Annotated in this window: 27 protein-coding genes; 20 read left to right on the top strand and 7 right to left on the bottom strand. The window is 56.4% G+C overall.

Annotated elements, in window-relative coordinates; translation table 11 throughout:
* Positions 1-31 precede the first annotated feature (31 nt).
* The gene (locus IV493_RS10945; RefSeq protein WP_013357430.1) at positions 32-595 is read right to left on the bottom strand and encodes a lipoprotein; all 564 of its coding nucleotides are present in this window, start codon (positions 593-595) and stop codon (positions 32-34) included.
* A 115-nt stretch (positions 596-710) separates the two neighbouring features.
* Entirely contained in the window at positions 711-1,358 is a 648-nt protein-coding gene (gene grxB, locus IV493_RS10940; protein ID WP_013357431.1) for a glutaredoxin 2, read from the bottom strand.
* A gap of 288 nt (positions 1,359-1,646) precedes the next feature.
* Here grxB and rimJ point away from each other — a divergent pair, with 288 nt between their 5' ends.
* From rimJ to murJ, 4 genes are all read left to right on the top strand, one after another.
* Positions 1,647-2,240, top strand: coding sequence for a ribosomal protein S5-alanine N-acetyltransferase (rimJ, locus tag IV493_RS10935; RefSeq protein ID WP_013357432.1), 594 nt, complete (start codon positions 1,647-1,649; stop codon positions 2,238-2,240).
* Between the two features lie 13 nt (positions 2,241-2,253).
* Complete coding sequence (locus IV493_RS10930; protein WP_147788400.1) at positions 2,254-2,892, top strand: DUF480 domain-containing protein; 639 nt, start codon at positions 2,254-2,256, stop codon at positions 2,890-2,892.
* A 1-nt stretch (position 2,893) separates the two neighbouring features.
* Positions 2,894-3,814 (top strand): Gfo/Idh/MocA family protein, encoded by a 921-nt coding sequence (locus IV493_RS10925; RefSeq protein ID WP_195857138.1) that lies wholly within the window; start codon positions 2,894-2,896, stop codon positions 3,812-3,814.
* A gap of 120 nt (positions 3,815-3,934) precedes the next feature.
* Entirely contained in the window at positions 3,935-5,473 is a 1,539-nt protein-coding gene (gene murJ, locus IV493_RS10920) for a murein biosynthesis integral membrane protein MurJ (RefSeq protein WP_033782617.1), read from the top strand.
* 306 nt (positions 5,474-5,779) lie between these two features.
* Here the strand turns inward: murJ and flgN are convergent, their stop codons facing one another.
* From flgN to flgA, 3 genes are all read right to left on the bottom strand, one after another.
* Positions 5,780-6,211 (bottom strand): flagellar export chaperone FlgN, encoded by a 432-nt coding sequence (flgN, locus tag IV493_RS10915; protein WP_013357436.1) that lies wholly within the window; start codon positions 6,209-6,211, stop codon positions 5,780-5,782.
* A gap of 5 nt (positions 6,212-6,216) precedes the next feature.
* Positions 6,217-6,522 (bottom strand): flagellar biosynthesis anti-sigma factor FlgM, encoded by a 306-nt coding sequence (gene flgM / locus IV493_RS10910; RefSeq protein WP_095707389.1) that lies wholly within the window; start codon positions 6,520-6,522, stop codon positions 6,217-6,219.
* Positions 6,523-6,626: 104 nt separating this feature from the next.
* Positions 6,627-7,286: a flagellar basal body P-ring formation chaperone FlgA gene (flgA, locus tag IV493_RS10905; protein WP_013357438.1), complete on the bottom strand. Its 660-nt coding sequence runs from the start codon at positions 7,284-7,286 to the stop codon at positions 6,627-6,629.
* A gap of 154 nt (positions 7,287-7,440) precedes the next feature.
* Between flgA and flgB the strand changes: the two genes are divergently transcribed.
* From flgB to flgL, 11 genes are all read left to right on the top strand, one after another.
* On the top strand, positions 7,441-7,854 hold the full coding sequence (gene flgB / locus IV493_RS10900; RefSeq protein ID WP_013357439.1) for a flagellar basal body rod protein FlgB: 414 nt from the start codon (positions 7,441-7,443) through the stop codon (positions 7,852-7,854).
* Between the two features lie 2 nt (positions 7,855-7,856).
* Complete coding sequence (gene flgC, locus IV493_RS10895; protein ID WP_013357440.1) at positions 7,857-8,261, top strand: flagellar basal body rod protein FlgC; 405 nt, start codon at positions 7,857-7,859, stop codon at positions 8,259-8,261.
* Between the two features lie 12 nt (positions 8,262-8,273).
* Complete coding sequence (gene flgD, locus IV493_RS10890) at positions 8,274-8,948, top strand: flagellar hook assembly protein FlgD (RefSeq protein ID WP_013357441.1); 675 nt, start codon at positions 8,274-8,276, stop codon at positions 8,946-8,948.
* 26 nt (positions 8,949-8,974) lie between these two features.
* Complete coding sequence (gene flgE, locus IV493_RS10885) at positions 8,975-10,231, top strand: flagellar hook protein FlgE (protein WP_195857137.1); 1,257 nt, start codon at positions 8,975-8,977, stop codon at positions 10,229-10,231.
* A 20-nt stretch (positions 10,232-10,251) separates the two neighbouring features.
* Entirely contained in the window at positions 10,252-11,007 is a 756-nt protein-coding gene (locus IV493_RS10880) for a flagellar basal body rod protein FlgF (RefSeq protein WP_013357443.1), read from the top strand.
* 17 nt (positions 11,008-11,024) lie between these two features.
* Entirely contained in the window at positions 11,025-11,807 is a 783-nt protein-coding gene (gene flgG / locus IV493_RS10875) for a flagellar basal-body rod protein FlgG (protein WP_003849881.1), read from the top strand.
* Positions 11,808-11,867: 60 nt separating this feature from the next.
* The gene (locus IV493_RS10870) at positions 11,868-12,578 is read left to right on the top strand and encodes a flagellar basal body L-ring protein FlgH (protein WP_033732242.1); all 711 of its coding nucleotides are present in this window, start codon (positions 11,868-11,870) and stop codon (positions 12,576-12,578) included.
* A 9-nt stretch (positions 12,579-12,587) separates the two neighbouring features.
* The gene (locus IV493_RS10865; RefSeq protein WP_195857136.1) at positions 12,588-13,697 is read left to right on the top strand and encodes a flagellar basal body P-ring protein FlgI; all 1,110 of its coding nucleotides are present in this window, start codon (positions 12,588-12,590) and stop codon (positions 13,695-13,697) included.
* Positions 13,697-14,659 (top strand): flagellar assembly peptidoglycan hydrolase FlgJ, encoded by a 963-nt coding sequence (gene flgJ, locus IV493_RS10860; protein WP_013357446.1) that lies wholly within the window; start codon positions 13,697-13,699, stop codon positions 14,657-14,659. Before IV493_RS10865 ends, flgJ begins: the two co-directional genes overlap by 1 nt.
* Positions 14,660-14,782: 123 nt before the next feature.
* Positions 14,783-16,435: a flagellar hook-associated protein FlgK gene (flgK, locus tag IV493_RS10855; RefSeq protein WP_095707387.1), complete on the top strand. Its 1,653-nt coding sequence runs from the start codon at positions 14,783-14,785 to the stop codon at positions 16,433-16,435.
* 14 nt (positions 16,436-16,449) lie between these two features.
* Positions 16,450-17,415 carry a flagellar hook-associated protein FlgL gene (gene flgL, locus IV493_RS10850; protein ID WP_195857135.1) on the top strand — a complete coding sequence of 322 codons (966 nt, stop codon included), beginning with the start codon at positions 16,450-16,452 and terminating at the stop codon, positions 17,413-17,415.
* 348 nt (positions 17,416-17,763) lie between these two features.
* Here the strand turns inward: flgL and rne are convergent, their stop codons facing one another.
* A complete protein-coding gene (gene rne, locus IV493_RS10845) occupies positions 17,764-21,174 on the bottom strand; it encodes a ribonuclease E (protein WP_195857134.1) in 3,411 nt (1,136 codons plus the stop codon).
* A gap of 573 nt (positions 21,175-21,747) precedes the next feature.
* On the opposite strand from rne, the gene rluC reads away from it, so the two are divergent.
* Positions 21,748-22,704 carry a 23S rRNA pseudouridine(955/2504/2580) synthase RluC gene (gene rluC, locus IV493_RS10840; RefSeq protein ID WP_013357450.1) on the top strand — a complete coding sequence of 319 codons (957 nt, stop codon included), beginning with the start codon at positions 21,748-21,750 and terminating at the stop codon, positions 22,702-22,704.
* Between the two features lie 13 nt (positions 22,705-22,717).
* Here rluC and IV493_RS10835 read toward each other — a convergent pair whose 3' ends face one another.
* Complete coding sequence (locus IV493_RS10835; RefSeq protein ID WP_013357451.1) at positions 22,718-23,305, bottom strand: nucleoside triphosphate pyrophosphatase; 588 nt, start codon at positions 23,303-23,305, stop codon at positions 22,718-22,720.
* Positions 23,306-23,445: 140 nt separating this feature from the next.
* Here IV493_RS10835 and yceD point away from each other — a divergent pair, with 140 nt between their 5' ends.
* From yceD to IV493_RS10815, 4 genes are read left to right on the top strand one after another with little or no spacing between them, the layout of a single operon-like run.
* Entirely contained in the window at positions 23,446-23,967 is a 522-nt protein-coding gene (gene yceD / locus IV493_RS10830; protein WP_008925931.1) for a 23S rRNA accumulation protein YceD, read from the top strand.
* 14 nt (positions 23,968-23,981) lie between these two features.
* Positions 23,982-24,152, top strand: a complete 171-nt coding sequence (rpmF, locus tag IV493_RS10825) for a 50S ribosomal protein L32 (RefSeq protein WP_003849870.1) — start codon at positions 23,982-23,984, stop codon at positions 24,150-24,152.
* 25 nt (positions 24,153-24,177) lie between these two features.
* Positions 24,178-25,218, top strand: a complete 1,041-nt coding sequence (gene plsX, locus IV493_RS10820; RefSeq protein ID WP_013357452.1) for a phosphate acyltransferase PlsX — start codon at positions 24,178-24,180, stop codon at positions 25,216-25,218.
* Complete coding sequence (locus tag IV493_RS10815) at positions 25,219-26,172, top strand: beta-ketoacyl-ACP synthase III (protein WP_147788394.1); 954 nt, start codon at positions 25,219-25,221, stop codon at positions 26,170-26,172.
* Positions 26,173-26,182 lie beyond the last annotated feature (10 nt).

Here is a 26,182-nt window from a genome sequence, read left to right as displayed (position 1 = left end):
AAATCCGCGCCAGTAGGCGCGGAAATCGGGATTACTGCGTAAAGGGAATGACCAGTTCGCCGGGCTTCACTTCCAGTCCTTTGGCAAATTTTTTCGCCAGCGATTCGCCTTTGCTGCGGTCAGCGCTGAGCACATAGGCGGGTTTTTGATCAAAATAGCTTTTCAGCGACTGATTCAGATAAGGCGTCAGCGTCTTCATGATTGAGGCCATTTTTTCCGGGGCAACCTGGGCATCGACAATCTCCAGATCGCGCAGATAAATTGCGCCCTGCTGCTGATCATAAACCGGCTGAGCACGCATCTTCAGTTGCATATCGGCCTGCTGCGGGCCAAACAATGAGGTCACATTAATTTTAGCGTTGCCGGAGAGCGTCACTTTACCCGGCTCTTCGCGGCCAATCTGACTGGTCAGGTTGTTCAGCACGATGTGTGCGTTAACCAGTCCGGAAACGCCAATATCCTTCTCGTAGTTGTTGTGCTTCTGCAGCGCCTGGTTTACTTCCTGTTCGCTGATGGTGTATTGCGTCAGTTGATTACAGCCGCTGACCAGCAGCGCCATCAACAGGGCAGTCAGCCCGAAAAAAGCCTTTTTCATCGATCTTTATCCTGAATATCAGAGCCAGTAAACAGGCCATAGCCTGCCTGAATGCGTGACGGGTGTCATCAGGAAAGGGATGAGAAACGCCGCAGCGTCTCTCATCAGGGCGGGACTAATGCGCTATCGAAGAAAGCAGATTAACCTGGGTCTGTTTGGCCATGTTATCGCGGTAGTCCGCCACCCGGCTCGGCCAGTCGATACCGGCGACCAGCGTCAGGGAGCGCAGTAGCGGGAAGAGATTAAAATCATCTTCCGACAGTTCGCCGTTTACCGCATTAGGCTGAACGATGAGTTTGTCCAGTTTGCGCAGATCCTCACTCACATTCTTAATCAGCCCGGCAGAGTGACTCTTCAGCGTTTCAAAATCACCGAGGCTCGCCTGTTTTTTGCTGCGGAAATAGGCACGCGCCTCAGGCGTCGCGAATTCGGCAAAGGCCGCTTCGGCAATGCGCGGCAGCAGCAGTTTATTGACATAGCTGTTCATGTGGCGCAGCCAGTCGCCAATCGCCGGGTTCAGCGCGCCGGTGATCAGCGGCGCGCCATCCTGCTGATCGACGTAATGCACGATCTCCATGCTTTCAGGCATTGCGCTGCCATCCTGCTTTTGCAGAATCGGTGCCATTTTCTGCCCGATCAGTCGTTTTGGCGTCTCTTCATCGTCGTTGAGCATCACCACCAGCTCAACCGGCTTATTCTTCAGACCGAAAATCATTCGCGCCTTAACGCAGAAAGGACAGTGGTCATAGATATAGAGTTTCATCCTGATCTCCGGGATTTTTACAGGTTTAGTGTTTAACAGAGTGAATCAATTCATCCTGTTTTCGGGCGCTCAAAAAGTATGGAAGAGATTACCCTGCAGGGCAAACCTGCCAGCCAAGATTGGTGGCTGTAGCCGGGCGAACCGACGGGTCATCGCTGTGATAACAGAGCAAAATCAACCTCTTTAAAGCTAAACCGCTGTAACGTTTTACCGCAGCCCAGGCGGCGGTTATAGTGAAAGCCGGGTAATGACGGCTATCACTCACAGCCATTGATTTCAGGAGTCAGGATGTTTGGCTATCGTTCTGCCGCGCCCAGGGTGCGATTAACCACCGATCGACTGGTGGTCCGTCTGGTTCACGAACGTGATGCCTGGCGAATGGCAGATTACTATTCGGAAAACCGCCTGTTTTTAAAACCGTGGGAGCCGGTGCGCGATGACAGCCACTGCTACCCGTCGGGCTGGCAGGCGCGCCTCGGGCTGATTTCCGACATGCATAAGCAGGGGTCGGCCTTCTATTTCATTTTAATGGACAGCGATGAAACCGAAGTGCGGGGCGTGGCGAACTTCAGCAACGTGCTGCGCGGTTCCTTTCACGCCTGTTATCTCGGCTATTCACTGGGTGAAAAGTGGCAGGGGCAGGGGCTGATGTTTGAAGCCTTGCAGTCGGCTATCCGCTATATGCAGCGCCAGCAGCATATTCACCGCATCATGGCGAACTACATGCCGCACAACCAGCGCAGCGGCGATCTGCTGGCGCGACTCGGTTTTGAAAAAGAGGGTTACGCGAAAGATTATCTGCTGATCGACGGACGCTGGCAGGATCACGTGCTGACGGCCTTAACCCTGCGGGAATGGACGCCTGACCGGCGTGGACAATAATGAGGACGCGAGCATGAAGATGGCTTTATCCGCGCAGGCATTGCGCGTGCTGGGCTGCCTGCTGGAGAAGCAGGTCACCACGCCAGAGCAGTATCCGCTGTCACTGAATGGCGTAGTGGTGGCCTGTAATCAGAAATCGAATCGCGAGCCGGTGATGGAGCTGAGTGAAAGCGAGGTACAGAATCAGCTCGATCAGCTCGAAAAGCGTCATCTGGTCACCGGCAGCAGCGCCGCCGGACAGCGGGTGGTGAAATATGAGCAGCGTTTCTGTAATTCCGCGTTTGGTACACTGAAACTCAATAGTGCGGAAGTCGCTCTTCTCACCCTGCTGCTGTTGCGCGGGCCGCAGACGCCAGGCGAACTGCGTACCCGCAGCGGACGTCTGCACGAGTTCAGTGATGTCGGCGACGTCGAGCAGACGCTGGAAGGCTTGATGCAGCGCGAAGACAGTGCACAGGTCATCCGCCTGGCGCGTGAGCCAGGCAAGCGTGAAAGCCGCTTTATGCATCTGCTGGGCGATGAAGATGACGCCCATCAGGCTGCCGACGCGCCGGAAGAGCAGGGCGACCTGGCGGCGCGCGTCACTACGCTGGAACAGCAGGTCGCCGCGCTTCAGGCACAACTCACCCAATTGCTGCAACCGGAGAGCTGAGATGACATTACGTATTGGCGTGGTGGGATTGGGCGGTATCGCACAGAAAGCCTGGCTGCCGGTGCTGTCGGCCGCAACAGACTGGACGCTGGTGGGGGCGTTTTCCCCGAATCAGGCCAAAGCCCGCCCGATCTGTGACAGCTATCGCATGCAGTGCTTTGGCTCATTGAATGAATTAGCCGCAGCCTGCGACGCGGTGTTTGTTCACAGCAGCACCGCCACCCACTATGAGGTGGTCAGGGCGCTGCTGCTGGCAGGAAAAGATGTCTGCGTCGACAAGCCGCTGGCTGAAACCCTGGAGCAGGCTGAAGCGCTGGTGGCGCTGGCGGAAAAACGCCAGCGTAAACTGATGGTGGCATTTAACCGCCGGTTCGCCCCGCGCTATCAGCAGCTGCGGGCGGAGATGGCTGGCGCGGCTTCTCTGCGGATTGAAAAGCACCGCAGCGACAGTGTTGGACCATGGGATCTTCGCTTTACCCTGCTTGATGACTACCTGCATGTGGTGGACACCGCGCTCTGGCTGGGCGGCAAGCCGTTTCGCCAGGTTCACGGACGCATTGATACCAACGAGCAGGGGCAGATGCTCTATGCCGAACACCATTTCGCGGTTGAAGGCCTGGCGATCACCACCAGCATGCACCGGCGCGCAGGCAGTCAGCGCGAGCGGGTCAGCGCAGTGTGTGACGGTAAGTGCATCGACATCAGCGAGATGCGCGACTGGCAGGAAGAGCGCAGTGATGGCCTGCTAATCACTCCGCCGCCTGCCTGGCAGAGTCATCTGACGCAACGCGGCTTCAGCGGTGCCGCACGCCATTTTATTGACTGCATACAAAATCAGACGAAGCCTGAAACCAGCGGTGAGCAGGCGCTGATGGCGCAGCGTGTGGTGGAAAAACTGTGGCGTGAGGCGACGCAGGAATAACGCCTTGTAACACTCCGTGCTGGTCATTTCCCTCCGTGGCAGTAGACTGTCGCCGGGCATCCTCGGGTGCCCGCGCTAATTCTCTTTTTTGCCGATTCTTTTCAGGATGCGCCGTCAATTATGAATTTGTTGAAATCGCTGGCAGCGGTCAGTTCTATGACCCTGTTTTCCCGCGTACTGGGCTTTGCCCGTGATGCCATCGTGGCGCGGGTGTTTGGTGCCGGAATGGCAACCGATGCCTTCTTTGTTGCGTTTAAACTGCCCAATCTGCTGCGCCGTATTTTTGCTGAAGGCGCATTCTCTCAGGCGTTTGTGCCGATTCTGGCTGAATATAAAAGCAAGCAGGGTGAAGAGGCGACGAAACTGTTCCTGGCGTACGTCTCAGGACTGCTGACGCTGGCACTGGCGCTGGTCACGGTGGCGGGGATGATCGCTGCGCCCTGGGTCATCATGGTCACGGCCCCCGGCTTTGCCGACAGTGCCGATAAGTTTGCCCTGACCAGCTCGCTGCTGCGGGTGACGTTCCCCTACATTATGCTGATTTCGCTGGCCTCGCTGGCGGGGGCGGTGCTGAACACATGGAACCGCTTCTCGGTGCCGGCGTTTGCGCCAACCCTGCTGAATGTCAGCATGATTGGTTTTGCGCTGTTTGCTGCGCCGCACTTTCATCCACCGGTAATGGCGCTGGCCTGGGCGGTAGTCGCGGGCGGCGTGCTGCAGCTCGGCTATCAGCTTCCTCACCTGAAAAAGCTGGGAATGCTGGTGCTGCCGCGTCTTAATCTGCGCGACGCGGGCGTGTGGCGAGTGATGCGTCAGATGGGACCGGCCATTCTGGGCGTTTCCGTCAGTCAGATCTCGCTGATCATCAACACCATCTTCGCCTCGTTTCTGGTTTCGGGTTCGGTCTCCTGGATGTACTACGCGGATCGCCTGATGGAGTTTCCTTCGGGTGTGCTGGGCGTGGCGCTGGGCACCATTCTGCTGCCGTCGCTGGCTAAAAGTTTTGCCAGCGGCAACCATGATGAATATTCCCGACTGATGGACTGGGGTCTGCGCCTCTGCTTCCTGCTGGCGCTGCCGAGTGCCGTGGCGCTGGGCATGCTCTCCGGTCCGCTGACCGTGGCGCTGTTCCAGTACGGTAAGTTCACCGCCTTTGATGCATTGATGACGCAGCGTGCGCTGATCGCCTACTCCGTCGGACTGATGGGCCTGATTGTGGTTAAGGTGCTGGCGCCGGGCTTCTATTCCCGTCAGGACATCAAAACGCCGGTGAAAATCGCGATTATCACGCTGATCATGACGCAGCTAATGAACCTGGCGTTTATTGGCCCGCTGAAACATGCCGGTCTGTCACTGTCGATTGGTCTGGCGGCCTGTCTGAATGCGTCGCTGCTCTACTGGCAGCTGCGTAAGAAGAATATCTTTATGCCGCAGCCGGGCTGGAGCAGCTTCCTGCTCCGCCTGCTGATCGCTGTAGTGGTGATGGCCGGCGCGCTGTTTGCCATGCTGCAGTGGATGCCGGCCTGGGAACAGGGCGCCATGCTGTGGCGACTGCTGCGTCTGGCGGCGGTTTGTGCTGTCGGCGGCGGGGCTTATTTCCTGGCGCTGGGGCTGCTGGGCTTCCGGCTGCGTGACTATGCGCGGCGCACGGCTGTGTAAAGCTTGCCGCAATAAATAAACTCAACGCGCAGGTAACAGGGGCAGAGGAGGAAAGCGTCCCGCGCCCTGGACAAAAACGCCGGGAGCGTTTTTGAACAACGCGAAGCGTTGGCCCGGCAACGGGCGCACCTCAGGGATGAGGTGCGTAATCGCGCGGGACGAGCGGCCAGGGATTGGCTTTAGCGTCTTTCCGATCTGCCCCTGTTCCCTGTGCAGGCTCAATTTCAAAGCTAATCATGGTGAAGGAAAAAACGCACCAATAAAAAATCCCGCACCAGGCGGGATTTTTTTTCGCTACTTTTCGGATCAGGCTTTACGACTTAACGTCGCCTGGCCTTTACCCATCCCATCCGGGCCATAGAAGGCCTGAGTCTGATGCGGCTTCAGCACTTCAAGTGCATTTTCCGTGTAGCGAATCTGATGCTGCAGCAGCATGCCATTATGAACATTGGCATCCTGCAGACGACGGGTATGCTGCTGAATAGTGTCCCAGCGGCGCGCCATGTCGTTCTGACCACGATAAGGTGCCGATGTCGCCTGACTCTGTTCAGCGGTGCGGCGCATCTCATCCAGATAGTTCAGCGTACTGAGCAGCGCACTTTTATCTTCGGTGATGCGTTGTAACAGGTTGCTGTTAATGCTGCCCGCTGCCAGTTGCTGCTGCTCTTCTTCCAGCACCGCTGAAAGCGACGCCAGCACGTCCTGCATCTTATCTAATGTGGTCTGCAAATTACTCATGGGAATTAATTACCCTCTAAATACGCCTTAGTGTCGGCAATCAGCGCATCGGCGATTTTGCCGGCATCCATCTTCAGTTCGCCATTACGAATGGCGGTTTTCAGTTGTTCAACGCGCTCGACGTTAATATCTTTGCTGCTCGGCTGCATCAGCTGCGACTGCGCGCTGCTCAGGCTGACCTGAGCTGCAGCGGGGGTCGTGGCTGCTACCGGGCTGGCACTCTGACGCACTTTGCTGCTGCCAGACTCACTGCTGTCGCGGCTCTGTACGGTGCTGGCGGGTTTCAGAGGTTGCGTTCTGTCAATGCTCATATTCGGGCTCCTGTACGGTCAGGGGAAGTCTGCCACCTGAATCATAATAGCGTTATCGCTTTGTTGATTCTTCTATCGGCATCACTGCGGGCTTCTTTAACACTTTACAGCGTTATAAGAATATTCCCATCCTCGCGCACCTTACCGCTGACAATCTGGCCATTTCCCATCCTCACCCGAACTGACTGCGAGCGGGCGGCATTGTTCAGCGCCTTGCCTTCACCGCTGGCGTCAAAGCCGTCGCCGCTGGCAATCACCATCACATTCTGACCCGCCTTAACACGCCATGGCTGACGCAGCGTGGAGGGATTAATCGGCTGTCCTGGCTGGATATCACGCAGCACTACGGCGTCTGCGACTGCGTCCGCATTCAGCAGGGCGCGGGCAGGCAGGGTATCAAGGCGGCCGGTCTGCAGCGTGAAATCACTTTCGCTGACGCTGCTGCCCTGGTTCAGCAGCCGGGTCGCCACCAGATAGGAACCGGTGACCTGAACCTGTACCTGGATATAACGGCGATTCTCATCGCAGTTTGCCGCCACGCTCATGTTGCCCCATAACCGGCTATTGCCTGGCAGGGTAAACTTAGGCGTCTCACAGGCTGGCCATTGCTCTTTCGGCGTGCGAACCACTACCACCATGCCTTCAGCATGCTGAGCGTCACGCGCTTTAAAAAATTGATTCAGTTGTGCATTGAGATCCCCGGCAGCAGCCGGCAGGGCGATCACGACCAGCAGGCTGGTCAGAAGAGTCAGATATCGACGCATTGTGCAGTTCCTCACTGATGATGGCGACGAGTGTACCCGTTAAGAAAAATCCTCAATTGTCAAAATAGCGGTCATTTAAGGCGTTATTCAGACGATGACGGCTTGCTTTTTCAAATTAAGCTGCGAGCTCGAAATTCTCATACGCGGAGGAAACATGCTCGACAAACTGGATGCGGCGCTGAAATTTGGAACGGAGGCCCTCAACCTGCGTGCTCAACGTCAGGAGATCCTGGCGTCAAATATTGCCAACGCCGATACCCCTGGTTATCAGGCCCGGGATATCGACTTTGCCAGCGAGCTGAGTCGGGTGATGTCCAATGGTCGTGCGGAAGGCAGCAGCATGGCGTTAAAAGTCACATCAGCTCGCCACATTGAAGCACAGACAAACGGGGCGCCATCAATGGATATGCTTTATCGCATTCCTGATCAGCCGGCTGCCGACGGCAACACCGTAGATATGGACCGTGAGCGTACACAGTTCGCGGATAACAGCCTGAAATATCAAACCGACCTCACCCTCATCAGTAGCCAGATCAAAGGCATGATGAGCGTGTTACAAGGGCAATAATTATGGCCTTGCTGAATATTTTTGACATTGCCGGCTCAGCGATGACCGCGCAATCACAGCGATTAAACGTCAGTGCCAGTAACCTGGCAAACGCCGACAGCGTCACCGGCCCCGATGGCAAGCCTTACGTGGCAAAGCAGGTGGTCTTCCAGACTGATGCGGCACCGGGTTCAGCGACCGGCGGTGTGAAAGTGGCACGCGTCGTGGACGATCCTACCCCTGCGAAGCTGGTCTATGACCCGGGCAACCCGATGGCCGATGCCAAAGGCTACGTGAAGATGCCGAACGTGGATGTGGTTTCTGAAAGCGTCAACACCATGTCGGCGTCACGCAGCTACCAGGCCAACGTCGAGGTGCTCAACACCGTGAAGTCGATGATGATGAAAACCCTGACGATCGGGCAATAACGGAGAAAAATTATGGCTATCGCGGTAGGCGTTAATGAAAAGCTGGACCCCACGGTCCTTAGCTCATCCAGCACCAGTGGCACCGGCAACAACGCGCAGGATCTGCAGAATCAGTTCCTGACCATGCTGGTGACGCAGTTAAAAAACCAGGATCCAACCAATCCAATGGATAACAGCCAGCTCACCACGCAGCTGGCACAGATCAATACCCTGAGCGGCATTGAAAAACTGAATACCACACTGGGATCGATCTCCGGACAGATCAGCACCAGCCAGTCGCTGCAGAGCTCCACGCTGATTGGGCATGGCGTGATGGTTAATGGCGGACAGATTCTGGTAGGCAACGGCACCACAACGCCATTTGGCGTGGAGCTGGCTTCCGCCTCTACCGGCGCATCCGCCACCATTAAAGATGCCAATGGCACGGTGATCGACACCGTCGATCTGGGCGCGCTGAGCGCTGGCGTCCACACCTTCTCGTGGGATGGCAAGCTGACTGATGGCTCTGTCGCACCGGATGGTAAATACAGCGTTGCGATTGCCGCAAGCAATGGCAACACACAACTGGTGGCACAACCGCTTAACTACGCCTACGTCAATGGGGTGAGTACTGCGAACAACACCACAAAACTGGATCTCGGCACCATGGGCTCCGCCACCCTTGACGACGTACGTCAGATTCTCTGATTAACCTGTAGACAGGAAACAAACACATGTCATTTTCCCAAGCGGTCAGCGGCCTTGGTGCTGCTTCAAGTAACCTTGATGTCATCGGTAACAACATTGCTAACTCCGCGACAGCGGGCTTTAAATCCAGCACCATCGCGTTTGCCGATATGTTTGCCGGTTCTAACGTCGGTCTCGGTACCAAAGTCGCTGCGGTGATCCAGAACTTTAACGATGGCGCGACCACCACGACCAGCCGTGGCCTGGACGTTGCGCTGAGCGGCAACGGTTTCTTCCGTATGACCGACAGCAGCGGCGGCGTCTTCTATTCACGTAACGGCCAGTTAACGCTGGATGCCAACCGTAACCTGGTGAACACCCAGGGTCTGAACGTGACCGGCTATCCGGCAAGCGGTTCACCGGCCACCATCCAGGCGGGTGCGAACCCGGTGGCGCTGAAGATCCCTACCACGCAGATGTCAGCCCGCGCCACCACTACCGCCGGTCTGGTTGCCAACCTGAACTCAACGGATACCACGCCAACGGTGACCACCTTCTCGACGGCGAACGCAGACAGCTACAACAAGAAAACCACCGCCACCGTGTTCGATTCGCAGGGTAATGACCACGCGCTCGACATGTATTTCGTGAAAGACACTACCAGCAACAGCTGGACCGTCCACACCATTGATGGCAACACCGGCACCTCAGCGGGTGACTTCAGAATGGCGTTTGACACCAGCGGTAAGCTGACCAGCGTCTCTAAGCTCGATGCCGCCGGTGCCGTTGTGAGCACCACCACGGATGGCACCGTCGGCCTGACGCTGAACGTAGGCGGCGCCAATGGCGCGGTCGCCAATCAGCCGATCAACCTGAGCATGCTGGGCAGCCTGCAGCAGAACACCGGCGCTACCACCTTTGGCAGCCCGACGCAGGATGGCTATGCGCCAGGCGATCTGACCAGCTACGCGATCAATGATGACGGCACCATTACCGGCAGCTACTCAAACCAGAAAACCCAGCTGCTGGGTCAGATTGTCCTGTCGAGCTTCTCAAACCCGGAAGGTCTGGAATCGAAAGGCGACAACGTCTGGCAGGCTTCGAGTGCATCCGGTCAGGCAGCCATTGGTCTGGCTAACACCGGCACCTTCGGCTCACTGACGGCGGGCGCACTGGAATCGTCCAACGTCGACATGAGTAAAGAGCTGGTGAACATGATCGTCGCACAGCGTAACTATCAGGCGAATGCGCAGACCATCAAAACTCAGGACCAGATTCTCAACACGCTGGTTAACTTACGTTAATTCGCTAACAGGATTGCCATATGGATCACGCGATATATACCGCGATGGGCGCGGCCAGCCAGACGCTGGATCAGCAGGCGGTTACCGCCAGCAACCTCGCCAACGCCTCTACCCCCGGTTTTCGTGCACAGCTGAATGCGCTGCGCGCGGTGCCGGTGAGTGGCTGGTCGCTGCCGACCCGTACGCTGGTCGCCGCCTCTACACCCGGCGCCGACATGAGTCAGGGCGCGATGGATTACACCGAGCGTCCGCTCGATGTGGCGGTGCAGCAGGATGGCTGGCTGGCGGTGCGTACCGCTGACGGCAGCGAAGCCTATACCCGCAACGGCAATATGCAAATCAGTCCGACCGGTACGCTGACGGTTCAGGGCAATCCTGTGATGGGCGATGGCGGTCCGATTGTGATCCCGCAGGGTACGGAAATCACCATTGCGGCAGACGGCTCCATCACCGGGCTGAATGCCGGTGATTCACCGAACGCCACGGTTCAGCTGGGCAAGCTGAAGCTGGTCAGGGCAACCGGGCAGGAGCTGCAGCGCAGTGATGACGGCATGTTCCGTCCTACTGCGTCGACGCAGGCGACCCGCGGTGCTGCACTGCAGGCTGACGCCACTATGCAGGTGATGCCTGGCGTGCTGGAAGGCAGCAACGTCAAACCAGTGGAAACCATGGTCGATATGATCGCCAACGCCCGACGTTTTGAGATGCAGATGAAAGTCATCACCAACGTCGACGAAAATGAACAAAAAGCCAATCAGCTCCTGAACATGAGCTAAGGCGCGAGGATAACAACATGATTCGTTCTTTATGGATCGCTAAGACCGGTCTTGATGCGCAGCAGATGAACATGGACGTCATTGCCAACAACCTGGCAAACGTTAGCACCAACGGTTTTAAACGTTCACGTGCCGTGTTCGAAGATCTGATGTACCAGACTATGCGCCAGCCGGGCACGCAGTCATCAGAACAGACAACGCTGCCATCGGGCCTGCAGATCGGTACCGGTGTTCGTCCGGTGACCACTGAGCGTCTGCACACCCAGGGCAACCTGTCGCAGACCAGTAACTCAAAAGATATCGCTATTAACGGTCAGGGTTATTTTCAGATTCAGATGCCGGACGGCACCTCTGCGTATACCCGTGATGGCGCGTTTCAGGTTGATCAGAACGGCCAGCTGGTGACCAACTCCGGTTTCCCGGTGCAGCCAGGCATTACCATTCCGGCCAACGCCACCAGCATTACGGTGTCGCGTGACGGTGTGGTCAGCGTGACGCAGCAGGGGCAGGCCCAGGCCGCGCAGGTCGGTCAGTTAACACTGAGCACCTTTATGAACGACGCCGGTCTCGATAGCGTGGGTGAAAACCTCTACAAAGAAACGCAGGCATCGGGCGCACCGACAGACAGCACCCCAGGCCAGAACGGCGCGGGTCTGCTCTATCAGGGCTACACCGAAACCTCGAACGTAAACGTGGCGGAAGAGCTGGTCACGATGATTCAGACGCAGCGCGCTTACGAAATCAACAGCAAGGCGATCAGTACCTCTGATCAGATGCTGGCGAAATTAACTCAGCTTTAATCCCGAACAGGGCCAGCCCGTGCTGGCCTGAATGACAGACATTAATAAGGTCGTGACGCCGTGGCGAAGCAACAGATTCTCAAGCCTGGACATTGGTTAGTCGCCTCGTTGCTGCTAACCCTCAACGGATGTGCCCTGGTCCCGCGTACCCCGCTGGTCGAAGGTGCAACTACAGCGCAACCAATGCCGTCCGCGCCACCGGTGGTCAACGGCTCTATATTCCAGGGCGTCGCGCCACTTAACTACGGCTATCAGCCGCTGTTTGAAGATCGCCGTCCACGCAACATCGGCGATACCCTGACCATCACGCTGCAGGAAAACGTCAGCGCCAGCAAAAGCTCCTCAGCCAGTGCCAGCCGCGACGGCAGCAACAGCTTTGGTGTAAGCGGCGTGCCGACGGGTCTGGCAGGCCTGGTGGGTGCAGGTGGCGAAAAAGCCAATCTCAGCGCCGAAGGCAAAAACGACTTCGCAGGTAAAGGCGGCGCATCTGCCAATAACACCTTTACCGGCACCATTACCGTCACCGTGGATCAGGTGTTGTCAAACGGCAACCTGCACGTGGTCGGTGAAAAACAGATCGCCATTAATCAGGGCACGGAGTTCATTCGCTTCTCGGGCGTGGTCAACCCACGCACCATCAGCGCCAGTAACGCCGTGTTATCTACCGCTGTCGCCGATGCACGTATTGAGTACGTCGGAAATGGTTACATCAATGAGGCGCAGACCATGGGCTGGTTCCAGCGTTTCTTCCTGAACATCTCGCCGATGTAAGAGGTTTCAATGAAAAAGTTAACGCTGTTACGCGCCGGACTGGCGCTGCTGCTGGGCGTCAGCCTGCTGGCCAAAGCCGATTTGATTCGCGATTTAACCACGATACAGGGCGTACGTGATAACCAGCTGCTGGGCTACGGCCTGGTCGTGGGCCTGGATGGCACCGGTGACCAGACCACGCAGACGCCATTTACTACCCAGACAGTGAGCAACATGCTGTCACAGCTTGGCATCACCGTGCCTGCGGGTACCAACATGCAGCTGAAAAACGTGGCAGCCGTTATGGTGACCGCTAAGCTGCCGTCGTTTGCCCGTCAGGGACAGAACCTGGATGTAGTGGTCTCATCACTGGGTAACGCCAAAAGCCTGCGCGGCGGCACGCTGTTAATGACGCCGATGAAAGGGGTTGATAACCAGGTCTATGCGCTGGCGCAGGGCAACATCCTGGTCGGTGGTGCGGGTGCCTCTGCGGGTGGCAGCAGCGTTCAGGTCAACCAGCTGAACGGTGGCCGTATCACCGGCGGTGCAACGGTTGAACGTGAACTGCAGAGCAACTTTGGTTCGCAGAACACCATTAACCTGCAGCTTAATAACGAAGACTTCTCAATGACGCAGCGTATTGCTGATGCGATCAACGCCCGTGGCGGTTATGGCGCAGCGCAGCCGCTGGATGCCCGTACCGTGCAGATCCGCGTGTCACCGAATAATGGTGCGCAGGTGCGTCTGCTGGCCGAGATCCAGAACATTGATGTCTCGATTCCGGTTGAAGATGCCAAAGTGATCATCAACTCCCGTACTGGCTCAGTCGTTATGAACCGCGAAGTCACGCTGAATCAGTGTGCAGTGGCGCAGGGCAACCTGTCAGTGACGGTTAACCAGCAGCAGAACGTCAGTCAGCCTGATACACCGCTGGCCGGTGGTCAGACCGTGGCGACGACGCAGACCCAGATCGATCTGCGCCAGACCGGCGGTGCGCTGCAGCGCGTCAATGCCAGCGCTAACCTGAACAACGTAGTGCGTGCGCTGAATGCGCTGGGTGCATCACCTATCGAACTGATGTCGATTCTGCAGTCGATGCAAAGTGCCGGCTGTCTGCGTGCCAAACTGGAAATTATCTGATGGCTGATATGCAATCTGTCACGAGTCCGGCTTTCGACAGCCGCTCCCTGAATGATCTTAAACGCCAGGCGAGCAACGATCCGAAAGGACATGCGTTGCAGGTTGCACGTCAGGTCGAAGGGATGTTTGTACAGATGATGCTGAAGAGTATGCGTGATGCGTTGCCGCAGGACGGCATTATGGGCAACGAGCAGACCAAACTCTTTACCTCTATGTATGACCAGCAGATTGCACAGGAGATGGGCAAGCGTGGCCTCGGCCTGGCGGAAACCATCGTCAAACAGATGCAGCCCGCCACCGCGCCGGATGAAAAAGCCGGTACGGTGCCGATGAAGCTGGATAACAGCTTTATTCTCAGCACCAGCGGGGCCACACCACTGCCCGCCCAGCAGCTGGAGCAGATGGTGCGTAAGGCGATGCCGCGTCTGCCGCCGGTCGCATCACCGACCGGGCTGCCGAGCGACAGCCGTGAGTTTATCGCCCAGCTGACGCAACCGGCACAGGCTGCCAGTCAGCAGAGTGGCATTCCGCATCACCTGATTCTGGCGCAGGCTGCGCTGGAGTCGGGCTGGGGCCAGCGTCAGATCCTGACCCGCGACGGCAAGCCGAGCTATAACGTGTTTGGCATTAAAGCCAGTGGCGACTGGAAAGGTGAGACCACCGATATCATGACCACCGAATATGAGCAGGGTGCAGCGAAGAAAGTGCGTGCCAGCTTCAGGGTGTATAACTCCTATTTCGAGGCGCTGACGGACTACGTCAAACTCCTGTCCAATAACCCACGCTATGCGGCGGTAACCAACGCCACATCGGCAGAGCAGGGTGCGCAGGCGTTACAGGCGGCAGGCTACGCCACCGATCCGAAATATGCGCAAAAGCTGGTGGGAATGATTCAGCAATTCAAAAGTATGGGCGACAAAGTCGTCAAAGCGTACAGCCAGGATATGGGCGACCTGTTCTGATCATTACGCCTCAAGTTTCACTTAAGCAAGCCGATAACATCCCTATAGCCAGAAGCGTTTTCGCCTGCTGGCGCCCACTTTGATGTCTGCCAGCCCGGTTGACGGGGAACGTAAGGAACCGAGATGTCCAGCATAATTAACTCCGCGATGAGCGGATTGAGTGCCGCGCAGGCCGCTCTGAGCACCACCAGTAACAACATTTCTAACTACACCGTGGCGGGCTATTCACGTCAGACCACGGTACTGGCGCAGGCGAACAGTACCCTGCAGGGCAACAGCTATTATGGTAACGGCGTGAATATCACCGGTGTACAACGTGAATATGATGCGTTCATTGCTACGCAGCTGCGCGGTTCCAGCGCGAACTACAGCGCGGTAAGCACTCAGCACAGTCAGATTTCAAACATTGACGACCTGCTGTCGACCTCGACGACCAGCCTGTCGACCTCGCTGCAGGGCTTCTTTACCAACCTGCAGAACGTGGTGAGCAACGCCAACGATCCGTCCGCGCGGCAATCAATGCTCAGCAATGCCCAGGGTCTGGTCAGTCAGTTCCAGACCTCAGCGCAATACCTGAACAATATGCAGAACAGCGTCAATGCGGATATCGGTTCCAGCATCAAGCAGGTCAACACGATTACCAGCCAGATTGCCGATCTTAACAAGCAGATTGGCAAACTGAGTACCGCCAACGGTGCCGCACCCAACGATCTGCTCGATAAGCGCGATCAGCTGGTGAATACCCTGAATAACGTGGTTGGCGTGACCGTATCGCAGCAGGATGGCGGCGGCTATACCGTCGCGATGGCGAATGGCCTGACGCTGGTGAATGGCGACAAATCTCACGATCTGGTGGCGATGAATTCCAGCAGCGATCCGACGCGCACCACTATTGGCTATGTCGATAAGCAGGCGGGCAACGTTGAGATCCCGGAAAAACTGATCACCACGGGTTCGTTGGGCGGTCTGCTGGCCTTCCGTACTCAGGATCTGGATCTGGCACAGAATCAGCTGGGTCAGTTAGCGGCTGCGTTTACTACCAGCTTTAACGATGTCCACAAGCAGGGCTTTGACAGCAACGGCGACCAGGGCGTCGATTTCTTTAATATCGGCAGCCCGCTGGTCGTGAGCAACAGCAAAAACAGCACCGCTGCCTCGGTTACTGCAGAGTGGACCGATACCAGCGCGCTGAAAGCCACTAACTATAACGTCAGCTTTGACGGCACGAACTGGACTGCCACGCGTGCCTCTGACAGCACCGCAGCCGCCATCACGCAGAGTACCGATGCCAGTGGCAATACCACGCTGAGCTTTGACGGCCTGAAACTGACCGTTGGCGCCACGCCTGCACCTGCCGCTAAAGACAGCTTCCTGGTGAAGCCGGTCCAGAATGTGGTTAACGACATGTCCGTCGCCATCACCAATGAATCTCAGGTGGCCGCAGCAGGTGCCGTAGGCGGTGAGAGTGATAACCGCAATGCACAAAAGTTGCTGGCTCTGCAGGACGCGAAGCTGGTCGGCGGCAATGCCACGCTGTCACAGGCTTACGCGACCATCGTCAGTAGCGTGGGCAATAAAACCAGTTCACTGGAAACCACCAGCGATACACAGAAAAGCGTGGTCAGTCAGCTGACTGAGCGCCAGCAATCGGTCTCTGGCGTAAACCTCGATGAGGAGTACGCCAACCTGACTAAATATCAGCAATATTACATGGCCAATGCGCAGGTGCTGCAGACTGCCAGCACCGTGTTTAATGCATTGATCAATATTCGCTAAGGGCAGGAGATAACATGCGAATCAGTACAAATATGATTTTTGAGCAGCAGGTGCGTGGCATCACTGACTCACAGGCCTCCTGGCTGAAATCAGGTGAGCAGCTCTCCAGCGGCCGCCGTGTGAATAATCCTTCGGACGATCCGATTGCGGCGTCCCGTGCTGTGGTGTTGTCACAAACCCAGCAGCAGGGCAAACAATATGCGCTGGCGCGTACCTTTGCCGAGCAGGGCCTGTCACTGGAAGAGAATACGCTGAAAGGCGTCACCGATGGGATCATTGCTGCACAAGGACTGATCGTCAACGGTTCAACCGGTACCCTGAGCGATAGTGACCGTGGATCGATTGCCACCCAGCTGGAAGGTATTCGCGCCCAGTTGCTGAACCAGGCAAACAGTCAGGATGCCAATGGCCGCTATATTTTTGCCGGTTATAAAACCGACAGCGCGCCGTTTGTGGATACGGCGGGCACCGGCGTAAGCTACGCAGGCGGCACCGATGCGATTACCCAGAAGGTTGACACCAGCCGGACCATGACCGTGGGACATACCGGTGACAATATCTTTATGGCAATCTCCGGCAATGCCACTAAGGAGCCGGATGGCAGCGCCAGTGAAACCAACGTGTTTAAAATGCTGGATAGCGCCATTGCGGCACTGAAAGTGCCACAGGATGATGCGGACGCTGCAACCAAACAGACCTTCCAGGATGCGATGGATAAAACCAACCGCGGCCTGGGTAACTCACTGAATAATGTTTTAACGGTGCGTTCTGAGATTGGTACTCAGCTGTCAGAGATTGATACGCTGAATGCGCAGGGCGATGACCGTAGTGTGATTTATGACTCGCAGATGAGTGACCTGGTTAACGTGGATTTAACGGAAGCGGCGTCCAGCTATACCATGCAGCAGACAGCACTTCAGGCCTCTTATAAGACCTTCACTGATATGTCCAAGATGTCTCTGTTTCAGATGAATTCGTAGTCTGACCTGAAATTTTGAGCGTACTTTAACCGGATGCGCTTACTTTTTCCCACCCTCCTGCTAAAGGAGAGTGGGATTTTTTTGCCTGTAATTCAGCTGGTGGCAGGGCGATTTGTCATAAAGCCTGCCTGCGTGGCTTTTCTGCTTCCACACCTGACGTTATCCCGTATCCATGCATGCCTGATGCTTCCCGCACTTTGTTACGGCCAAAATGACTGACGCCGTCTTTCCTGATGGCTGACGACGTAAACGGGGCGGTATTAATTCTTTGTCTGCCTGCGGACTGAATTGATGCCATAAAAAAACCCCGGCTTTCAGGCCGGGGTTCAGTTCACAACAGCTTATGCGTTACGGCTTTGTCGCCGGGGCAGTGGCCTGATGGGTGGCGCTATGACCACCCGCAGAACCGCGACCGTCGAACTCATACGGCGCGCGTACCCAGTCACTGTGCGGAGCGGGTTCTGACTGCCAGACCGGCGCAGGCGCTTTAGTCATCGGCGCAGAGGCATAGTGCTTCCAGCGCGTACCGTCATTTGGCACCGCTTCAGCAGCCGGCGCTGATGAGACAGACTCGACCGCCGTTACCGGTGCTGCAGGCGCGACATCACGCGCGGCAACCGGCGCATGAGGTTCACTGACTGGCGCGATTTCAGCGTTAGCAGCAACCGGCGCGTTCAGCACTTCTTCCACCTCTGCTGCGATCGCTTCGCTGACATCAGTAGCTGACTGCTCAGCAACGTCGGCAGACTGTGCAACGTCGACAGGCTGTGAAACCTCAGCAGCTGGCGTTACCACCACTGTTTCGGTGACCGGCTCAGCAGGCACAGCTTCAGCCGCTACAGCTTCCGCTTTGGCTTCATCAGCAGCCGGAACAACAGAAGGCTGCTCATCAACCGGGGCGTCGATAGCACGGGTATCGTCAGTGTTGACCATCGCCACCGGCGTTTCTGCCTGCGGCTCGGCCTGTTGCACTGGCGCGTCCTGAGCAACCGATTCAACGGCGGCAGCAACCGGCAGCGCAGGGGTCGCGTCTGCGATCTCTTCGCTGTTATAAGCTGGCGTCTCATGCGTTACATTCTGAACCTGCTCTTCGCTGGCCTGGCTCACCGGATAGCGAATCCAGACTTTGCCAGATGCCATTTCAGGTGAAGCAGCGGCAGCGGCCAGTGGCATAGCTGACTGCGTCGGGTAACGCTCATCACGGTAACGACGACGACGCTGTCCGCTGACGCGCAGATGACGTGGTGAACGACGTGAACGACGCGGCATATTGGCGTTATCACGGCTGTCGTTGTCATCCTGCTCGTCACTCTGCGAAGCCTGGAACTCAGGCTGTGTCTGAGCAACGTCAGCTGGCTGTGACTGACGCACTTCAGCAGGCTGGGCAATGTCGCTGGCTTCGGCTGGCATAGGCGGACGGTTATCATCCACACGCACCTTCTGGTTAAGCTGACGCGGCTTACGACGCGGCATAACCTGAACGCGTTCATCATCCTGCGCCTCAGTGACGTCCAGAGCTTCAGCAACGACGGCTGGCTGCTCAGCGGCTTTGGCCGCTTCTTCACCGGCACGTTTCTCTTCCTGACGACGACGCTGACGTTCAGCACGCTGTTCACGGCGCTGTTGCTGCTGCTCATCACGCTGCTGACGCGCTTCTTCGCTCAGTGCCGGACGCTCTTCGCGCACTTCACCCGTCTGAGACTGACGCTTGTTGCGACGGTTGTCGTTGCCATCGCGCGGCTCGCGGCTTTCACGTGGCTCACGACTTTCGCGCGGTTCACGGCTTTCACGCGGCTCGCGACTTTCGCGTGGTTCACGGCTTTCACGGGACTGTGCATTGTCACCGTTACGCGGCGTACGTTCACGGCGATTGTTGTTACGACGGTTGTTATTGTTGCTGCGGCGCTCGCCACGACCACTGTTGCTTTCCTGCTCTTCAGTCGCTTTCTGCGGTTCAGCAACCTCAGTGGCCACTGGTGCAGCAGCAGGCGCTTCTTCGCCAGCGAACATTTTTTTCAGGCCGCCAAGCAGACGCCCGAAGAAACCGGTGCTGACGGTCGCTGGTGCAGCAACAGTCGGGGCTGATTTTGCTGCTGGCTGAGCTTCAGTGCGCTTCACTTCTGGCTCAACTTCTACCGGCGCAGGAGGCGCATCAGGCATCACAAAGGCGGCCAGAGCAGGCTGCTCAGGACGACGGCGCTCAGCATGTTCCTCTTCCGATGGCATCGCCATTTCGGCTTCATGCAGCTTCGGCAGATGATAACTCAGGGTCTGCGTCTCTTCGCCTTTACGTACGCGCAGTACGGAGTAGTGCGGGGTCTGCATCTTGTCATCAGGAACGATGATTGCCCGAACGCCACCCTGGCGTTTTTCGATCGCGTTAACCGCTTCACGTTTTTCATTCAGCAGGTAAGAAGCAACCTGAACCGGAACAATGGCGTGAACTTCTTTGGTGTTGTCTTTCAGCGCTTCTTCTTCAATCAGACGCAGAATGGACAGCGCCAGTGACTCGTTATCACGGATGGTGCCGGTGCCGCTACAGCGTGGGCAGACGTGATGACTGGATTCACCTAATGACGGGCTCAGACGCTGACGGGACATCTCCAGCAGGCCGAAACGTGAAATGTGGCTGATCTGAATACGGGCACGGTCCTGACGGACAGCTTCACGCAGACGGTTCTCAACGGCGCGCTGATGGCGTACCGGCGTCATATCGATGTAATCGATAACGATCAGGCCGCCCAGGTCACGCAGGCGCAGCTGACGGGCAATCTCATCGGCCGCTTCAAGGTTGGTGTTGAAGGCCGTCTCTTCGATGTCACCGCCACGCGTGGCGCGAGCTGAGTTGATATCGATAGCGGTCAGCGCTTCGGTACTGTCGATCACAATCGAACCACCGGAAGGCAGGCGGACTTCACGCTGGAAGGCGGATTCGATTTGCGATTCGATCTGATAGTGGCTGAACAGCGGGATTTCACCGGTGTAGAGCTTAATTTTGCTGCTGAAGTCCGGACGACCCAGCGCCGCGATATGCTGACGCGCGAGTTCAAGCACTTTCGGGTTATCGATAAGGATTTCACCGATGTCCTGACGCAGATAGTCGCGGAAGGCACGCACAATCACGTTGCTCTCCTGATGGATCAGGAACGGAGCAGGGCGGTTTTCAGCGGCTTTCTTAATCGCTTCCCAGTGTTTGAGACGGAAGCTTAAATCCCACTGCAACGACTCGGCAGATTTACCAACGCCGGCAGTGCGCACAATCAGGCCCATGCCTTCCGGCAGATCCAGCGCTGACAGGGCTTCTTTCAGTTCGGTACGATCGTCACCTTCGATGCGGCGAGAGATACCGCCTGCACGTGGGTTATTCGGCATCAGTACCAGGTAGCTGCCCGCCAGAGAGATAAAGGTTGTCAGCGCAGCGCCTTTGTTGCCGCGTTCTTCTTTATCGATCTGAACAATGACTTCCTGGCCTTCACGCAGCACGTCTTTAATATTCGGACGACCATGTGCGTTATAGCTGGAGGGGAAATATTCGCGGGAAATTTCTTTTAACGGGAGGAAACCGTGACGCTCTGCGCCATAATCGACAAACGCAGCTTCAAGGCTGGGTTCGATGCGAGTGATTTTACCTTTGTAGATGTTGGCTTTTTTCTGTTCGTGTCCAGGACTTTCGATATCCAGATCGTACAGACGCTGACCGTCAACCAGGGCAACGCGCAACTCCTCCTGCTGAGTTGCGTTTATTAACATTCTTTTCATCGTGACTTACTCGTTATTCTTTCATGAGTGATTACAGCTGCGGGCATAGTTACCCTGGACGAGTATCAACCGATGGCCCCGTGACTTAGTGCAATGTCGTCAGCCTCACGGCTGTCGACCGCGCGAGGGGCGCAAATAACGTCGGTGGCCTGTTTTTCATAAGGGAAAACAGCACCAGATAGTGGAAATGCCTGAGAGAATAATGAAAACCCGTGCATCCCATACTGTTGTCCAGGCCGCAACCCGCAGCCCGCTAAGTGCCTGATTTCGCATTACGTCTTACGCCATTGCTGCGTGTCTGCTCAATCCGGCAAAATGACAATTTCGCTCGGTTTCTGCTCTGAAATGCTTCAGTTAAGAAACTCAGGCATTATTCCATTGCTAACCTTCATATAGCAAGGCGACTTTAGCCAGCTTGTGAAGTTTCTTTACATTTAACTTGCTAATGTGTCGGACAAAGCAGCGGTTTGCTGAAAAAGCCAGCAGAGAAGCGACCTGCCATCACATCAACCCCAGAGTTAAGCACAGAAAAAGGGGTGGCGCTATCAGGGGACACTATTTAGAATCGCCGCCATGAAAACAGAGAATCCCGGCGTACATTTTGTCGCCATCACGGCTGAAAATGCCGGACAACGTATTGATAACTTTTTGCGCACCCAGCTCAAGGGTGTGCCAAAGAGCATGATTTATCGCATCGTACGCAAGGGCGAGGTGCGGGTGAATAAAAAGCGCGTCAAGCCAGAGTACAAGCTGGAGGAGGGGGATGAGGTTCGCATTCCGCCGGTCCGGGTCGCGGAGCGCGATGAAGACGCCGTATCACCTAAGCTGGCGAAGGTCGCTTCGCTGGCGGACGCTATCCTCTTTGAGGATGAGTCGCTGCTGGTGATGAACAAGCCGTCCGGCACGGCCGTGCATGGCGGCAGCGGGCTCAGTTTCGGGGTGATTGAAGGGCTGCGTGCGCTGCGCCCGGAAGCGCGCTTCCTGGAACTGGTGCATCGCCTGGATCGTGATACCTCGGGCATTCTGCTGGTCGCAAAAAAACGCTCGGCGCTGCGTTCACTGCATGAGCAACTGCGTGAAAAGGGGATGCAGAAAGATTATCTGGCCCTGGTACGCGGCAACTGGCCGTCGCATCTGAAGGTCGTTCAGGCTCCTCTGCTGAAAAATATTCTCCAGAGCGGTGAGCGTGTCGTGCGCGTCAGCAGCGAAGGTAAAGCCTCTGAAACCCGCTTTAAAGTGGAAGAGCGGTTTGAGTTTGCCACACTGGTGAAAGCCAGTCCGGTCACCGGACGCACCCACCAGATTCGTGTACATACGCTGCATGCTGGTCATCCCATCGCCTTCGACGATCGCTATGGCGAACGTGACTTTGACAGTCAACTGGCATCAACCGGTCTGAAACGCCTGTTCCTGCACGCAGCGGCACTGACCTTTACCCATCCCGCCACTGGCGAAGTCATGCGTGTCGAAGCACCACTGGATGAGGGCCTGAAGCAGTGCCTGAATAAGCTGCGTCAGCTGAAAGCATAACGGTTCCCCGGCATCACTCCGTTAAAGGATTGATGCCGGCCTGCTGCAACATCCCGTTGAGCGCAATCAGCGGCAGCCCGACCAGCGTATTAGGATCGCGCCCCTCCAGCCGGTCAAACAGACAAATTCCCAGACCTTCACTTTTAAAACTGCCTGCACACTGCAGCGGCTGCTCCTTTTCCACATATCCGGCGATTTCAGCGTCGGTCAAGGTGCGGAAATGCACCACGAAGGGTTCGCAACACTGCAGCAGCCTGCCACTGGCCGGATGAAACAGCGCCAGTCCGGTGTAAAAGGTAATCGCCTGACCGCTGGCGGCACGCAGTTGCGCCCGCGCATTCTCAGCCGTGTGTGGTTTACCGGCGATCGCGCCATCCAGCACGCAGACCTGATCTGAGCCGATTATCCAGTGGCGGGGATAGGTTCCAGCCAGCGCCTGCGCTTTCGCCACGGCAAGACGAATCACCAGTGCTTCGGCATTTTCACCGGGCTGCGGTGACTCATCCACCTCAGGCGCAGCGGCAATAAAAGGCAGGCCCAGCTTGCGCAGTAATGCCTGCCGGAAGGGCGAGGTTGAAGCTAAAAGAATCGATGGCGTCATTTTTTTTCAATAGTGATAGCGAATTGGTGACAGTCATTTTAAACTGTGCGCCGCACTGGATGCGAATAGTGGTTGAAAGATGCTGTTTAACGGCCTTTTTCTTTGACTCTATGACATTACAAAGTTAATATGCGCGCCCTATGCAAAAGGTAAAATTACCCCTAACGCTGGACCCTGTCCGCACCGCTCAGAAGCGCCTTGATTATCAAGGTGTCTACACATCTGTTCAGGTGGAGCGTGTGGCCGAGTCGGTCGTTAGTGTGGACAGTGATGTGGATTGTGCCATGTCGTTTGCGGTTGATAACCAACGTCTGGCGGTACTGACGGGTACTGCTGAAGTACAGGTGACGTTACGTTGTCAGCGCTGCAACCAGACCTTTCCCCATCACGTAAAAGTGAGTTATTGCTTCAGCCCTGTCTCTTCTGAAGAGCAGGCCGAAGCATTACCGGAAGCGTACGAGCCGGTCGATGTCAACGAGTTTGGTGAAATCGATCTGCTGGCGGTTGTCGAGGATGAACTGATTCTCGCGCTGCCGGTCGTTCCGGTGCACGATTCTGAACACTGTGAAGTGTCCGAGGCGGACATGGTCTTTGGCAAACTGCCTGCAGAGGCGGAGAAACCAAATCCATTTGCCGTATTAGCCAGTTTAAAGCGTAAGTAATAGGAGTAAGGTCCATGGCCGTACAACAGAATAAACCCACCCGTTCTAAGCGTGGTATGCGTCGTTCACACGATGCGCTGACCACTGCTGCTCTGTCAGTAGATAAAGTTTCTGGCGAAACTCATCTGCGTCACCACATCACTGCGGACGGTTACTACCGCGGTCGCAAGGTTATCGTTAAGTAAGTTTCTTGCTTAGCAAGGCGATACCTTGACACGTTTGACCCTGGCGATTGATGCCATGGGCGGGGACTTCGGTCCCTGCGTGACAGTGCCTGCAGCATTGCAGGCACTGGCCTCTCATTCGGAACTATTCCTTCTTCTGGTCGGACATCCCGACACTCTCACGCCATTGCTTGCCAAAGCGGATTCCTCCCTGACGGGGCGTTTGCAGGTGATCCCTGCCGAATCGGTTATTGCAAGTGATGCGCGGCCCGCTCAGGCCATCCGGAACAGTCGCGGCAGTTCAATGCGCGTGGCACTGGAGATGGTGAAAGAGGGACGTGCAGAGGCCTGCATCAGCGCCGGCAATACCGGTGCGCTGATGGGGCTGTCGACACTCTTATTAAAACCGCTGGATGGAATTAAGCGTCCGGCGCTGATGTCCGTTTTACCGCATCAGCAACAGGGTAAAACCGTGGTGCTGGATCTGGGTGCGAATGTGGGCTCAGACAGTGCGATGCTGGTGCAGTTTGCTGTGATGGGGTCGGTGATGGCTGAGCATGTGCTTGGTATTCCACGGCCCCGTGTCGCGTTGCTCAACATTGGTCATGAAGAGACCAAAGGGCTGGAAACCATCCGCGATGCCGCAGTAGTGCTGCGAGAATCACCGCAAATCAACTATATTGGTTACCTCGAAGGTAACGAGCTGCTCACCGGCAAAACGGATGTAATGGTCTGTGACGGTTTTGTCGGAAACGTCACGCTGAAGACGATGGAAGGCGTGGTAAGAATGTTTCTTTCTCTGCTGAAGTCATCAGGGGAAGGTAAAAAACGGTCATGGTGGCTTCAGTTGCTGGGGCGCTTAATCCAGAAACGTCTGGCGAAACGCTTCGGGCAACTCAACCCTGACCAGTACAATGGCGCTTGTCTGTTAGGATTGCGCGGAACAGTGATCAAGAGTCACGGCGCAGCAAATCAACACGCCTTCGCCGTGGCGATAGAACAGGCAGAGCAGGCGGTGAGGCAGCAAATTCCCGAGCGAATTGCTGCGCGCCTTGATGCTGTATTAGCCAGGAGTGACAAAGCCTAGATGTATACCAAAATTATCGGTACGGGCAGTTATCTGCCCAACCAGGTTCGCACCAATGCCGATCTGGAAAAAATGGTGGAGACGTCGGACGAGTGGATTGTTACCCGTACCGGCATCCGTGAGCGTCGCATTGCTGCGCCTGACGAAACCGTCGCCACCATGGGATTCAGCGCGGCGCAACGCGCGCTTGAAATGGCAGGCATTGAGGCGAACGATGTTGGGCTGATTATTGTCGCCACAACCTCGTCCAGCCATGCTTTCCCCAGCTCCGCCTGCATGATCCAGCAAATGCTGGAGATTAAAGATTGCGCGGCATTTGACCTTGCTGCCGCCTGTGCGGGTTTCACCTATGCACTGAGCGTAGCCGATCAATACATCAAAAATGGCGCAGTTAAGCATGCTCTGGTTATCGGCGCTGATGTCCTGGCGCGCGCGCTGGATCCGGAAGATCGCGGCACCATCATCCTGTTTGGTGATGGCGCGGGTGCGGTCGTGCTGGGCCAGAGTGAAGAGCAGGGGATTATCTCTACTCACCTTCATGCTGATGGTCGCTATGCGCAGCTTCTGACGCTGCCTTATCAGGATCGTGCCCATCAGGATCAGCCCGCCTATGTCACCATGGCAGGTAACGAAGTCTTCAAGGTCGCCGTCACCGAACTGGCCCACATCGTTGATGAAACGCTGCAGGCTAATAATCTCGATCGTGAAATGCTGGACTGGCTGGTTCCGCATCAGGCGAACCTGCGCATTATCAGCGCTACCGCGAAAAAACTCGGTATGACCATGGACAAAGTGGTCGTCACACTGGATCGCCATGGCAATACCTCTGCTGCATCGGTGCCAAGCGCACTGGATGAAGCGGTTCGTGATGGCCGCATCAAACCCGGACACCTTATTCTGCTGGAAGCCTTTGGTGGTGGATTCACCTGGGGTTCTGCGCTGGTTCGCTTTTGATTGACAGGAA

The sequence above is a fragment of the Pantoea sp. SM3640 genome (genome assembly GCF_015654165.1).
GTDB classification, from domain to species: Bacteria; Pseudomonadota; Gammaproteobacteria; order Enterobacterales; family Enterobacteriaceae; genus Pantoea; species Pantoea vagans.
The sequence above is the reverse complement of the archived record's forward strand: the minus strand, read 5'-3'. Positions and strand labels throughout refer to the sequence as shown.

What these genes read in the sequence shown, in the direction of transcription:
- IV493_RS10815 (WP_147788394.1), top strand. Translation starts at nt 25,219, where the DNA reads ATGTATACCAAAATTATCGGTACGGGCAGTTATCTGCCCAACCAGGTT.
- flgL (WP_195857135.1), top strand. Translation starts at nt 16,450, where the DNA reads ATGCGAATCAGTACAAATATGATTTTTGAGCAGCAGGTGCGTGGCATC.
- rne (WP_195857134.1), bottom strand. Translation starts at nt 21,174, where the DNA reads ATGAAAAGAATGTTAATAAACGCAACTCAGCAGGAGGAGTTGCGCGTT.
- flgE (WP_195857137.1), top strand. Translation starts at nt 8,975, where the DNA reads ATGTCATTTTCCCAAGCGGTCAGCGGCCTTGGTGCTGCTTCAAGTAAC.
- flgB (WP_013357439.1), top strand. Translation starts at nt 7,441, where the DNA reads ATGCTCGACAAACTGGATGCGGCGCTGAAATTTGGAACGGAGGCCCTC.
- IV493_RS10835 (WP_013357451.1), bottom strand. Translation starts at nt 23,305, where the DNA reads ATGACGCCATCGATTCTTTTAGCTTCAACCTCGCCCTTCCGGCAGGCA.
- rpmF (WP_003849870.1), top strand. Translation starts at nt 23,982, where the DNA reads ATGGCCGTACAACAGAATAAACCCACCCGTTCTAAGCGTGGTATGCGT.
- flgD (WP_013357441.1), top strand. Translation starts at nt 8,274, where the DNA reads ATGGCTATCGCGGTAGGCGTTAATGAAAAGCTGGACCCCACGGTCCTT.
- rluC (WP_013357450.1), top strand. Translation starts at nt 21,748, where the DNA reads ATGAAAACAGAGAATCCCGGCGTACATTTTGTCGCCATCACGGCTGAA.
- IV493_RS10925 (WP_195857138.1), top strand. Translation starts at nt 2,894, where the DNA reads ATGACATTACGTATTGGCGTGGTGGGATTGGGCGGTATCGCACAGAAA.
- flgM (WP_095707389.1), bottom strand. Translation starts at nt 6,522, where the DNA reads ATGAGCATTGACAGAACGCAACCTCTGAAACCCGCCAGCACCGTACAG.
- grxB (WP_013357431.1), bottom strand. Translation starts at nt 1,358, where the DNA reads ATGAAACTCTATATCTATGACCACTGTCCTTTCTGCGTTAAGGCGCGA.
- rimJ (WP_013357432.1), top strand. Translation starts at nt 1,647, where the DNA reads ATGTTTGGCTATCGTTCTGCCGCGCCCAGGGTGCGATTAACCACCGAT.
- flgJ (WP_013357446.1), top strand. Translation starts at nt 13,697, where the DNA reads ATGGCTGATATGCAATCTGTCACGAGTCCGGCTTTCGACAGCCGCTCC.
- murJ (WP_033782617.1), top strand. Translation starts at nt 3,935, where the DNA reads ATGAATTTGTTGAAATCGCTGGCAGCGGTCAGTTCTATGACCCTGTTT.
- IV493_RS10930 (WP_147788400.1), top strand. Translation starts at nt 2,254, where the DNA reads ATGAAGATGGCTTTATCCGCGCAGGCATTGCGCGTGCTGGGCTGCCTG.
- IV493_RS10945 (WP_013357430.1), bottom strand. Translation starts at nt 595, where the DNA reads ATGAAAAAGGCTTTTTTCGGGCTGACTGCCCTGTTGATGGCGCTGCTG.
- IV493_RS10865 (WP_195857136.1), top strand. Translation starts at nt 12,588, where the DNA reads ATGAAAAAGTTAACGCTGTTACGCGCCGGACTGGCGCTGCTGCTGGGC.
- flgG (WP_003849881.1), top strand. Translation starts at nt 11,025, where the DNA reads ATGATTCGTTCTTTATGGATCGCTAAGACCGGTCTTGATGCGCAGCAG.
- flgN (WP_013357436.1), bottom strand. Translation starts at nt 6,211, where the DNA reads ATGAGTAATTTGCAGACCACATTAGATAAGATGCAGGACGTGCTGGCG.
- IV493_RS10880 (WP_013357443.1), top strand. Translation starts at nt 10,252, where the DNA reads ATGGATCACGCGATATATACCGCGATGGGCGCGGCCAGCCAGACGCTG.
- flgK (WP_095707387.1), top strand. Translation starts at nt 14,783, where the DNA reads ATGTCCAGCATAATTAACTCCGCGATGAGCGGATTGAGTGCCGCGCAG.
- flgA (WP_013357438.1), bottom strand. Translation starts at nt 7,286, where the DNA reads ATGCGTCGATATCTGACTCTTCTGACCAGCCTGCTGGTCGTGATCGCC.
- flgC (WP_013357440.1), top strand. Translation starts at nt 7,857, where the DNA reads ATGGCCTTGCTGAATATTTTTGACATTGCCGGCTCAGCGATGACCGCG.
- yceD (WP_008925931.1), top strand. Translation starts at nt 23,446, where the DNA reads ATGCAAAAGGTAAAATTACCCCTAACGCTGGACCCTGTCCGCACCGCT.